This is a genomic window from Chitinophaga sp. CF118, from assembly GCF_900112615.1.
In the GTDB taxonomy this organism is placed as follows: Bacteria; Bacteroidota; Bacteroidia; order Chitinophagales; family Chitinophagaceae; genus Chitinophaga.
Genome location: NZ_FOMK01000002.1, coordinates 702,802 through 714,196 on the forward strand (window position 1 = coordinate 702,802; position 11,395 = coordinate 714,196).

The 11,395-nt window shown below is 39.4% G+C and carries 11 protein-coding genes; 4 read left to right on the forward strand and 7 right to left on the reverse strand.

Translation table 11 applies throughout. The features are described 5' to 3' along the window. Positions 1-2 precede the first annotated feature (2 nt). Positions 3-1,355 carry an alpha-L-fucosidase gene (locus BM176_RS11040; RefSeq protein WP_090102794.1) on the forward strand — a complete coding sequence of 451 codons (1,353 nt, stop codon included), beginning with the start codon at positions 3-5 and terminating at the stop codon, positions 1,353-1,355. A gap of 46 nt (positions 1,356-1,401) precedes the next feature. Here the strand turns inward: BM176_RS11040 and BM176_RS11045 are convergent, their stop codons facing one another. Next, positions 1,402-2,028, reverse strand: coding sequence for a DUF6266 family protein (locus BM176_RS11045; RefSeq protein ID WP_090102796.1), 627 nt, complete (start codon positions 2,026-2,028; stop codon positions 1,402-1,404). 16 nt (positions 2,029-2,044) lie between these two features. Beyond that, positions 2,045-2,686, reverse strand: a complete 642-nt coding sequence (locus tag BM176_RS11050) for a DUF6266 family protein (protein WP_090102798.1) — start codon at positions 2,684-2,686, stop codon at positions 2,045-2,047. A gap of 611 nt (positions 2,687-3,297) precedes the next feature. On the opposite strand from BM176_RS11050, the gene BM176_RS11055 reads away from it, so the two are divergent. Then, a complete protein-coding gene (locus tag BM176_RS11055; protein WP_090102800.1) occupies positions 3,298-4,830 on the forward strand; it encodes an ATP-binding protein in 1,533 nt (510 codons plus the stop codon). Between the two features lie 131 nt (positions 4,831-4,961). On the opposite strand, the gene BM176_RS11060 is transcribed toward BM176_RS11055, so the two are convergent. The 5 genes from BM176_RS11060 to BM176_RS11080 all read right to left on the reverse strand — a co-directional run bounded on the left by BM176_RS11060 (position 4,962) and on the right by BM176_RS11080 (position 9,658). Further along, positions 4,962-5,636, reverse strand: a complete 675-nt coding sequence (locus BM176_RS11060; RefSeq protein ID WP_090102811.1) for an SDR family NAD(P)-dependent oxidoreductase — start codon at positions 5,634-5,636, stop codon at positions 4,962-4,964. 21 nt (positions 5,637-5,657) lie between these two features. Continuing rightward, entirely contained in the window at positions 5,658-6,116 is a 459-nt protein-coding gene (locus tag BM176_RS11065) for an ester cyclase (RefSeq protein WP_090102813.1), read from the reverse strand. 232 nt (positions 6,117-6,348) lie between these two features. After that, complete coding sequence (locus tag BM176_RS11070; RefSeq protein WP_090102815.1) at positions 6,349-6,723, reverse strand: helix-turn-helix domain-containing protein; 375 nt, start codon at positions 6,721-6,723, stop codon at positions 6,349-6,351. Between the two features lie 138 nt (positions 6,724-6,861). After that, the gene (locus BM176_RS11075; RefSeq protein ID WP_090102816.1) at positions 6,862-9,135 is read right to left on the reverse strand and encodes a TonB-dependent receptor; all 2,274 of its coding nucleotides are present in this window, start codon (positions 9,133-9,135) and stop codon (positions 6,862-6,864) included. A 73-nt stretch (positions 9,136-9,208) separates the two neighbouring features. Beyond that, the gene (locus BM176_RS11080) at positions 9,209-9,658 is read right to left on the reverse strand and encodes a hypothetical protein (RefSeq protein WP_090102818.1); all 450 of its coding nucleotides are present in this window, start codon (positions 9,656-9,658) and stop codon (positions 9,209-9,211) included. Positions 9,659-9,769: 111 nt separating this feature from the next. Here BM176_RS11080 and BM176_RS11085 point away from each other — a divergent pair, with 111 nt between their 5' ends. Together BM176_RS11085 and BM176_RS11090 are read left to right on the forward strand one after the other, a co-directional pair. Next, positions 9,770-10,408 (forward strand): HupE/UreJ family protein, encoded by a 639-nt coding sequence (locus BM176_RS11085; protein ID WP_090102820.1) that lies wholly within the window; start codon positions 9,770-9,772, stop codon positions 10,406-10,408. A gap of 467 nt (positions 10,409-10,875) precedes the next feature. Then, a complete protein-coding gene (locus BM176_RS11090; RefSeq protein WP_090102822.1) occupies positions 10,876-11,367 on the forward strand; it encodes an SRPBCC family protein in 492 nt (163 codons plus the stop codon). Positions 11,368-11,395 lie beyond the last annotated feature (28 nt).

The window sequence follows — 11,395 nt, forward strand, 5'->3', positions numbered from 1 at the left end:
TCATGAAAAGAATATTAACCATTTTACTCATTGCACTCTCATGTGCATCCGCCACGGAGGCACAACAAAAGAAAAAAATAGGTAATGAAACACCTGCTCAGAAAGAGCAGCGAATGGCGTGGTGGTCGCACGACAGGTTCGGTATGTTTATCCATTTTGGCACATATGCTATGGCCGCAAGGCATGAATGGGTGAAAAGGTATGAACGTATGACCAATGAACAATATCAGCCCTACTTTGATCTGTTCAACCCGGATCTGTATAACCCAAAGGAATGGGCCAAACGTGCCAAAGCTGCAGGGATGAAGTACGCTGTACTCACTACCAAACACCATGAAGGCTTTTGCCTGTTTGACTCGAAATTCACCGACTACAAAGCTACTAATACCCCGTTCAAAAGGGATCTTGTGAAAGAATTTGTAGATGCATTCAGGGCAGAAGGCATCAAAGTGGGATTCTATTACTCCCTGCTGGACTGGCACCATCCGGATTTCCCAATTGACATTCTCCATCCGCAGCAGCCTGCCAATGATTCCGATACTGCTTACGCCCGCCTGAATAAAGGCCGGGACATGGCTAAATACCGGAAATACCTCCACGACCAGATCACTGAATTGCTGACTAAATACGGTAAGATTGATATCATGTGGCTGGACTTCTCCTACCCCGGTAATAAAGGGCATGGAAAAGGGAAAGAAGAATGGGGCTCCGTTGAGTTATTGAAACTCATCCGCAAATTACAACCAGGTATTATCGTTGACAACAGGCTTGATCTTGACGATTATGAAGATGGCGCTGATTTCGCCACACCGGAACAGGTAAAACCTTCTGAATTAAAAAGCCAGTATGATGGATTACCCTTTGAAACCTGCCAGACCTTTTCCGGCTCATGGGGTTACTATCGCGATGAAAACAGCTGGAAAAGCAACCACGACCTGCTTACCCTGTTAATCACCTCCGTAAGCAAAAGTGGCAACCTGATCCTGAATGTTGGCCCCACAGCACGTGGTACATTCGATTACCGCGCCGAACGTGCGCTTGACAGTATCGGACTTTGGATGCACGTGAATAACCGCGCTATCTATGGTTGTAAAGAAGCACCTGCCAGTTTTGAAGCACCGGAAAATACCATGTTGACGTACAATCCGTCTACTAAAAGATTATATGTTCATCTTATGAAATATCCCTCCGGAACTATCACATTAGCCGGATATGCGGGCAACGTAAAATATACACAGTTCGTACACGATAATTCTGAGGTTAAAAGAGAAGTAAAAGGAAAAGACCTGGTGTTAACATTGCCAGTGTTACAACCTCCTTATACAATACCTGTGATCGAAGTTGTACTTAAATAATTAAAACAGGGGGCTGACCTTAAATGTCAGCCCCCTGTTCATCAACTTAAATTATCTGACCTAAATATAAACTGTTCCCACACAGTATACTGTTCTCCGCTTTGAATGACAGGTAAATTTCTATAGTTTTCCCCTTCCAGGAATCATCAGGCAATTTTAATGTGTCAATCCCCGCACTTCTTTTTGCACCACACAAAGTATACACCGCTTCATTCAATTCTGGTGTATAAGCCAGTAACATCACGTGATCATTGCCATGTGCATAACTAAGATCCGGCGTCCATGTAAATATCAGATTATCAACCTCCTTCACTACCGAAGCATTTATATCCTGTGTATTTATAGGCCCTTCAGACAATCTTACTTTTGAATAATCTATAGTCTCTCCTTCAATAGCATCTTTAACCAGATAGGAAGTTGCAATATTACATGCACGAGACTTTCTAGTTAAAGCTATATATTCAAAGCCCACTTTTGCAAATTCAAGAATAGGATGTAAGAAATGATTTGCTGCTTTTATCCTTTGTCTGCTTGCCACCTGCTTTTCTGTAGGAGGCTTAGTGCTCTTTCTCCGACGGCTGCGGATAATATATTCGCCATTGAGCATGTAACCTTCAATGTTACCTATTTTGCCCGTTATACCGCCTAAAATACCATTTTTTAAACGTGCCATTATAATCTGGTTTTAATTATATCATTGTAACTGCTCCTGCATAGATGCTATTACTTACTCTTCCCGATATACCTGAAAAAGCCAGGTAGCAGTGCACTTCATCTCCGGCAAAGTCAACTGGCAGCTGGATTATATAAGTCAATGCAGATCTTGATGTAGCATTGAGTTTCGTTGTCACCTCATTCTTAATTGGGTTGCAAACCAGTACCATTAACCGATCTGCCGGATCGGTTAATTTCATAGCATTAGGATTCGCTATCCACGTAAATATAATTTTGCCATCCCCCACCGCTTCAATTACAATGCCTTTAGGAGCAATTAAACTACCACGACTAAAAGACAACTCAGGATAATCAATAGTAAAGTCGGGCGACACACCACTTAACGCATTTTTATAGTTATAACGACAGGCCGCATTCATAGCCGTTTCTCCCGGTTTATGCTCCCTGAAGCCTATATCTATCAGGTCCTTAAAGTAAGAAAGCAGACTGCTGACAATAGTAAGCTTATTACGTTGGCCAATTTGCTTTTGTGAAGGAGGTTTGGTGGAAGTCCGGTGCAAACTGGTAATAACATTTTGCCCTCTTGACCACATACCGATAAGGGGGCCTACTTTGCCTTCAAAACCACCAAATGGTCCTTTTAACTGAGTTCCCATAGTGTTATGAGTTTTGGGTGTTTAAAACAGAGCTACAGGGGTTTGAAATGGGTTAACTGTAGCTGTAATTATTCTACTTACGGGATATAGAATAAATACACTGGCAATGTAATAAATATTCTAACATACAAGTGTATATTTCTTGTGTCCAAACTAGCTATATTCATAATAGTGTCTTGCATATGAGTTCTTAGAAAGTAGCACTTTAAGACGATGCTTGGTCGGTGGTTGATCGATGGTTAATCGGTCGTGACCGTCTAACCACCGATCAACCACCGACCAAGCATCGATTAACCATCGGTCAAAACTGGAAGTCTTTCCCAACTCTTTCCGAAGATACTATAAAGAATACTACAAGATGCCTCATCCATAATAAGTAAGTAGTCTTAATCGATTCTCATAAAATATTATTGAATCCTTTGTATTAATACCTCCCGTTTACATTGAAGTTGCCTGCCAATTACAACCATGTGTTCTTCAGCAGTCATATTATGTAATAAATTATTACAAAGTTTAATTATGAACATTTTGAGTATCTTAAGCAGGTTGATACGCTGATTTTCAGAGTATAGTAAGACGTATGTCATGAATTTTATTTTATCTTTGCCAGCATGAATAAGTATCCAATAGGTTTGCAGGATTTCGGGAAAATAAGAAGGGATGGTTTTTTATACATTGATAAAACCCAACTTATCTATAACCTGATTGAATCCGGTAACTACTATTTCCTTAGTCGTCCCAGACGTTTTGGTAAATCGCTATTGCTGTCTACTATTAAGGAGATTTTCAATGGCAATAAAAAGTTATTTGAGGGGCTGTGGATACACGATCAATGGAATTGGGAGCAAACACACCCTGTAATACATCTCAGATTTAGTCAAATTGCTTACAAAGAACTTGGGTTAATTGAAGCCATTAGCCGGGAACTCGATTTTTTAGCGAAAGAATTTGATATTCAGCTAGTTGAAGATAATCTTGCATTAAAATTCAGGGAATTGATCAGGAAAGCGGCGAAGAAAGGCCGGGTAGTAATCCTGATTGATGAATATGATAAGCCGATTACGGATTACCTGGAAGATTTGGAGAAAGTAGAAGAGAATCGCTCAGTGTTTAAAAGTTTTTATTCGGTATTAAAGGATGCAGATGAATATATTCGTTTGTTACTGATTACTGGTGTAAGTCGGTTTACCAAAGTAAGTATTTTTTCTGATCTGAATAACCTGAATGATATTACGATACATCGCAGCTATGCTACGATAGCCGGTATAACCCAACAGGAACTGGAAAGTAATTTTGCGGAAGAGATCACTGAAATGCAACAACGTCAGCCGGATTTGTTAAGTAAACTGAAATTTTGGTACAACGGGTATGCCTGGCATGAAGATGCAGAACGGGTATATAATCCTTTTTCCATATTAAAATATATGGATGGCCGTGATTTCAGAAATTACTGGTTTCAAACTGGCACGCCTACCTGGCTGGTTAAACACATGAAAGAAAGTGGAGAATTTGAATTTGAAAATATCCATATTGACGAAATTGCTCTTGGTAATTTAAATGTGGAGCATTTTTCATCTCTTCCAGTTTTGTTCCAGACAGGGTATCTGACACTTAAAGGATATGATACCGATGCTGAATTATATAAACTTGGATATCCAAATAAAGAAGTAGAAGACAGTTTAAATGATGCACTGCTCAGTGCTTATAGGAATGTATATCCTGCCAGTAATTCTGTAGCAGTCACCACTGATTTAGGAAAGGCATTGAAGAGTAATGATATACCTCAAATGATCAAAGCGCTGGATGTAATTTTATCTACCATCCCTTATGATCATTGGAGAGCAGAAAGCGAATCTATCTTTCATATCATTGTTCATCTTTCCTTTAAGCGCCTGGGTCTTGATGTACGTAGCGAAGTGCATAGTTCCACCGGCAGATGTGATATACTGGTATTTACCGATAAATATATTTTTGCTATAGAGTTGAAACTGAATGGTACCGCGCAGACAGCTCTTGATCAGATATTTGATAAGGGTTATTTACGTTCTTATCAGTTAGACGCGAGAAAAAAAATAGCCATTGGCATTAATTTTTCATCTGAGAAACGGTCTGTAGAAGAATTTCTGGTAAAGGAAATAGAATAATTCACATTGCTCTCTTTATATTACATTTTTGGTTTTACCAGGTATATAAACGAGCAATTGTAATATCAAATTAAGCAAAAGTAGGCGTATCAAAAATCTGATACGCCTACTTTTTATTTAAAACCCTATTCTTAATAGGCTTCGATTCCGGGCACTGTGATGTTCCAAAACTTACCGCTTTCTGAATTAGAGGTAATACCCTGATAAAGTCCGTCAGCTGCTTGTCCAGGCGTCAGCGGAGCCTGATCGCCACCCAATCTGGTCTGAACCCAGCCCGGATGCATAGGAGTCACCCGGATATGCTGATCCGCAAGACGCGTAGCCAGCATGGCCGCATACATATTAATTGCGGCTTTCGACATCCGGTAACCCGGGCCATTCGCTGCGGCGTTTTTCGGTAATCCCATATTGCTGGAGATAAATATGACCTGTCCTCCAGTGTTGATGTAGTTTAATAAGGGCTCCGTAAAAAACACAACACCTGTGATGTTGGTATCCAGCGTTTGCGTAAATGCTTCGTACTCCGGTTTTACTTCAAATACATCTGGTGCAGCACCCGCATTATTAACCAGCAGGTCAATACCATTAGCTAATGCTTTGATTTTGCTTACGGCCCTTTGAATACTGAGGGGGTCAGTTACTTCCAGAGCAACCACCTCTAAGTTAGGATGTACTAAAGTGTTTAATTCGCCCGACCTCGTAGTGCCGAATACGTTATAATTTTCTTCTAAAAGTTTCTTTGTTAATGCCAGACCGATACCACTGCTTATGCCGGTAACCACAGCTGTTTTGTTCGAATTGTTCATTGTCTTTTATTTAATTGTTTGTTAATTGTCGCCTAAACCTTTTCCAGACCATGCACCACTTTGCATAAGTAGTCCGAACCAGTCTTCCAGATGCCAGGTATGAGTAAGTTTACCATCTTTCAGATAATGAAATTCATGCAGGGCTATTGAAACCCTTTTATCTGTGGCCGGAATACCCAGTACCTCACGATGATGAGTAAATGTAATTTCGGCACGTACGCCCGCACGTTCATGTGTGCCAAACATTTCATGGACGATGATCTCTACATCCGGGAATGCTGCAGAAAAATTACGGATGATATCTTTCAGTCCCTGAGGGCCATCAGCCTGCCCTGGAGCTAATGGAATATCTTTCCAATCAGGTGTACACACCTCATCCAGCAATTCAGGTTTTTTTTCTTTCCAGGCACTATAAAATGTATTGATAGCTTGTCGCTCTGCCTGGGTCAGAGCTTTGACCTTTTCCTCTTCAATTTTCATTTGTTAATGATTTATGAAAGCAAAGGTCGGCTGAAGTGGATATGGAACTGTGGTGAGGATTTTAGTATTATTGGTGACTATTTAAGCTTTCTGTAATTCAATAGATCTTCGCATAGAAAGCCGGAACTATTATTGCGAAACAGTTCTTACAGGGGGATGTTACTTTAAATTTTGAGAGAAGGATTTGCTGCCAGCGGGTAATTCAAGCGTATGGGGCGCAGCCTTTATGGGGTTAATTGCTTAATAAACTACGATAGACTGTAGGTGTCATACCTTCATATTGTTTGAAGAACTTCGTGAAATTAGATTTATCATACGTTAACCGTGTAGCAACATCTCCAATAGTAAGCGTATTATCTGATAAAAGCTTCTTTGCCTCCTCAACGATCCGCTGTTCATAAAAATGGCAGGGATGAAATCCCGTATGTAATTTAATTACATTACTTATGTGTACCGGGTGAAGACACATGATGCCGGCAATATCCTTTAAATGAAACATCTCTTCTACCCTTCCGGCCATAAAATCGTCGATGTGTTTATTCATCTCCTCCAGAAACGACGCCGTAATTTCTGCCTGCCTGTTCATGTATTTTTGTGGAAGTTTCATAAAGCAAAAACAATTCTTTACAAAGTTCCTGTTTTTTCGACAAAAACTGTGGTGAATATTTAAGTTTTTAAGAATTAAAAACCGGGAACATTACAGTCACATGTATTGTTCCCGGTTAAAACCTCTGGTAGAGATATATTATTTAAAGAAGTAACTCACATGTAGTACCGCCGCAAACTTAGTCCCTGCTGTAAATGCAATACCATTAACAGCTTCCTCATTCTTTAAGCGTGTTAACGTCTCGAATTGAGTTTCTTTCCATTTCACATTAAACAGGTTATTGATAGTCAACCCTATCTCATATTTAGACCTGGTATAATTCAATACCAGGTCATTCACGAAATAACCTTTCGCTGTAAGGCTATAATCCTCATTAGCGGCTCTGTCTCCCAGGTAACGGTAACGTAAGCTACCATTAAAGCCGTTCTTAAATAAGTAAGTGAAACCGCCGGTACTGCTCCATACGGGGGCCAGTGGGATATAGTTCTCGCCTTTGGGATCATCCATAGACCTACCATGTGCATAGTTAACATCTGCATCCAGGTAAAGAGAAGCAAAAGGCTGATATCGTCCTGAAAAGTCAAAACCGACACGCCTGGTACGACCACTGAAATCAACTGTTCCTCCATCACCAGCATAAACATATTCTTTCTGAAGATAACTATACCACACAGCAGCATTGAACAGCAGGCTTTTGGACAGCTTAAACACCGTTCCCAGGTCTGCGCCATAAGCCGCAGGAAGTGTCTGTGATCCTTTTTCAACTACAACTACCCGGGCATCATTGGAATGAAAACCTTTACCCAGGAATAAGTAAAATTGGGTTCTATCAGTTGCCTGGTAATAAAAGTTAAACTTGGGGCTCACAATATTATTATTTGCTTTGTAAACCCCTGCTCCGCTAAGTGTACTGTCGCCGGCCAGCTTGTTGTTGTATTTATAGTAAAACTGATCAAACCTTAAACCCGCATTCAGTGTAAATTTAGAATTGAAATGAAATGTTTCATTCAAATAGGCGCCAGCGCTAAACTCGGTTACGTCTCCCAGTTTAATTGGACTTATCAGAGTATACCGGTTTACCGTATGTGAAAGCTCAGAATTCGTAGTAGCATCCAAACGTGCATTAATACCCGCATCTGTGGTTAACTTAATGTCTCCTATATAACCCTCATGTACATAACTGCCATTATACCCATATAAATTACGCGCTTCTCTTTGTCTGATCTCATCACCATTTATCGTATCTACTAAAAAGAAAGTGAAGTTGGTATGCAGATCAAATTTATACCTGGAATAATAAAGCTGATTTTTGATGATATCATGATTAGGTAATGTAGTTAATAACCGGGCACTGAAATTTGTACGGGAAGTAACACCTCCTTCATTTGGATCAAGTGCTCCATAAAAGTCTACTTTACCTTCATCAACTGCACTCTCAGGTATCTGGCCCGAAGCATCCCATTTACTGTATAGGGTAGATGCCGTAAGCGTAAGCCTGTTTTTATCATTCAGCTTCCCATGATATTTCGTAAAGAAATTAAACCGTTTAAAATGCTGCGGATTTTCGAAATAACTATCACTATAACGATATTCAGAAGCTGCATACCAGGATTGATCATTTGCTTTGGCTTTTTCACCCAGTAAGTTGATCATGCCTAACACCCGGTAAGTATGATACTGACCACCTTCAACTTTTATTGTATTAGAACTAATAGCATCAGCAGTATTAAAATTGACAAACCCGGTAACTGCCAGATCTCCTTTTTCTGCATCATACATCCCCTTTTTATAGTTCGTGCTTTCAATTGTTTCAGGTATAATAAAATGGCTATCAGCATATCCCTGCCCATGTGCATGTGATACCAGGTTGATAGGTATACCATCTACACTCATGTTAATATCTGTACCATGGTCATTATCAAATCCGCGCAGAAATATCTGTTCCGCCTTACCACCACCCTGATGCTGGCCAATAAACAAACCCGGAACAATCCTCAATACTTCCTGTGAATTGGATACTCCCCTTAACTTAATATCCATTTCGCTTAATGCCTTATATGGATTGGTTGTATTGGCCGTAATCACCACATCTGTTAGTTGTGTTTGCCGGGAAGCAATACTGATTGTTTGTCCGTTTTTAAAATCAGCAAGCAGATATGATTTCTTCTGATACCCAACTGCAGATACCGTAATAGTTGTAGCTTCTCCTGGTATATTTTTATAAAAGAATCGTCCGTTTTCATCTGTAATGTCCGTCTGGTTACCAGGAGATAAACGTATAGTAATACCCTTCGCTGGTACATGTGTTGCACTGTCTGTGACTTTACCTGAAAGGCTTTTTTGCTGGGCAGAAACAGCACTAAATATCACGAGGTTACCCGCAACAAAACATAATAGTTTATAAATGTTCATTCTTTAAGTTATAGGAAACACAAAAAGTTGATAAAGTAAGATGCCTTATCAAAAACTAAAACAAAGTATATTCCTAAACTTTTGGTGGGGGATAATCTGTATCAGGATAAGAGGCGGGGTATGAACAATTGAATAAAGAATAAGACTGATCCGATGAGTGGTCAATGGAGAAACTGAGAACAACATTCACTACCTGTATATGAGAATAATCTTCTACTCCCGACTTAACACTATTGCTGGATGTATTCTTTTCTGATTTTGAAATTTCCTGGCCAACATGGTTCTTCCCATGCAACTTGTGTTCTGTTAACAGGTGCTCCTTCTCCCAGAATGTATGTGCTGCTATATCCGAAATCAAAGGAACCAGTGGACTGAAAATAAAAAAAGTGTAGGAAAATAATACAACATAAGACAAATCCTTAATCAGTTTCTTTTTCAATGACTCACCAGTACCACTGGTTGGTTTAACCAGTGACTCATTTAGATCATACTCGAAAAGGAACCAATATAGTTTTTTGATCAAGGTCGCAGTATACGTTGTTAATTGCCCGTTTAAATATCGACAAAATAGTAATATTTTACAAGGCAAATACGTAAATATCGACGTAAAAGGTAATAATATCGCTTAACTATCATGATAATCGGTTATAAATTTTCAATATGCCACACTGTTCTGGCCCATGTGGAGCCCGGAGAATTTGCCAGGCTATTATCATCCAATACCAAAATTCAATATCTTATTGAAGGATATCAGCATATTCTGCCATATGGAGTTGATCATATTTTATTCATACTCAGCCTGTTTTTATTAAGCCCACGGTTAAAGCCGGTTTTATGGCAGGCAACCGCATTCACTATTGCTCATTCCATTACACTGGGGCTTGCCATGTATAAAATCATTACTCCTCCCTTGCACATTATAGAGCCTCTGATTGCCCTATCAATTATGTATGTGGCTATAGAAAACGTATTCTCTTCGAAACTCAGGCCATCAAGAATAGGTATTGTATTCCTGTTCGGATTAGTCCATGGCCTTGGCTTTGCAGGGGCATTAGCTAATATGGGTTTACCAGGGGAACATTATTTTACCTGCCTTGTCATGTTTAACCTGGGAGTTGAACTGGGGCAGATTACCGTCATATTAGCTGCTTATTTTTTACTGGCAAGATGGTTTGCTGATAAGCCTTATTACCGTAAGCAAATAGTAATACCCTTATCAGTATGTATTGCAGTAGTTGCTTGTTGCTGGGCTATACAAAGAATATTCTTTTAAATCCTTAAGACCGGAACGCTACATATTCATATATCCATTTAAAAATTCTCTTGAAAAAAACTTCTGCAATATGATCCTCATTTATAAACAGGAAAGAAAAAAAAGAGGGTTAACAACCTCAGGTTTTCAATAGGAATAGGGACTCAAAAAAACGGGTTTTTCAATAATGATATGGCTTCATCGTTGTGATACAAAAGTAGCAGAAGTATTCCGCTATACATATCACTGAAAAAAGGGATTTATTTATATCTGATAACAAATAACCTCCCTATAGTGACACGCGTAAAGTCCAAAAGACTGCAATTCAGTGCTTTGGGTTTTATGCATATCCTTGCATACCGCAGCATTTGTTCAAATCACCCCTGTACAATGTCCATTTCACACCCTTATACTATCAAAATAAGACCGTAATTTTACTTCATTCACAGAGATCTTACCCCTTCTTCCGCTAAATAAAAACACAGAAAATGAATACACTTGATTTCACCACTACCATATTGGTAGATCAAACTCCGAAAGAAGCATTCAATGCCATCAATAATGTTCGTGGATGGTGGTCAGAAGAAATTGAAGGTAGTACTGATAAACTCAATGATGAGTTTACTTATCATTACGAAGATGTTCATCGATGTAAAATGAAATTAATAGAAGTTATTCCTGACAAAAAAGTGGTTTGGCTTGTGTTGGACAACTATTTTAAATTCACGAAGGATACAAGCGAATGGACAGGCACAAAAATTATTTTTGAAATCTCCGGAAAGGATAACAAAACCCAGGTCCGTTTAACTCACCTTGGTTTAGTTCCCGAATATGAATGCTTCGATATTTGTAAAAATGCATGGACCCAATATATACAGCAAAGTTTATTTAGCCTGATCACTACAGGTAAAGGCCAGCCGAATGGAGCTGGCAAACCAAGAACTGCAGATGAAGAGAAACTTGGCGCAGGTCATAAGTAGTTGAATGAAACAGTCTTCTTCCCCCCAC

Excerpts from the sequence above, each read along its gene's own strand:
- BM176_RS11040 (WP_090102794.1), top strand. The coding sequence starts at position 3 with ATGAAAAGAATATTAACCATTTTACTCATTGCACTCTCATGTGCATCC.
- BM176_RS11045 (WP_090102796.1), bottom strand. The coding sequence starts at position 2,028 with ATGGCACGTTTAAAAAATGGTATTTTAGGCGGTATAACGGGCAAAATA.
- BM176_RS11050 (WP_090102798.1), bottom strand. The coding sequence starts at position 2,686 with ATGGGAACTCAGTTAAAAGGACCATTTGGTGGTTTTGAAGGCAAAGTA.
- BM176_RS11055 (WP_090102800.1), top strand. The coding sequence starts at position 3,298 with ATGAATAAGTATCCAATAGGTTTGCAGGATTTCGGGAAAATAAGAAGG.
- BM176_RS11060 (WP_090102811.1), bottom strand. The coding sequence starts at position 5,636 with ATGAACAATTCGAACAAAACAGCTGTGGTTACCGGCATAAGCAGTGGT.
- BM176_RS11065 (WP_090102813.1), bottom strand. The coding sequence starts at position 6,116 with ATGAAAATTGAAGAGGAAAAGGTCAAAGCTCTGACCCAGGCAGAGCGA.
- BM176_RS11070 (WP_090102815.1), bottom strand. The coding sequence starts at position 6,723 with ATGAAACTTCCACAAAAATACATGAACAGGCAGGCAGAAATTACGGCG.
- BM176_RS11075 (WP_090102816.1), bottom strand. The coding sequence starts at position 9,135 with ATGAACATTTATAAACTATTATGTTTTGTTGCGGGTAACCTCGTGATA.
- BM176_RS11085 (WP_090102820.1), top strand. The coding sequence starts at position 9,770 with ATGATAATCGGTTATAAATTTTCAATATGCCACACTGTTCTGGCCCAT.
- BM176_RS11090 (WP_090102822.1), top strand. The coding sequence starts at position 10,876 with ATGAATACACTTGATTTCACCACTACCATATTGGTAGATCAAACTCCG.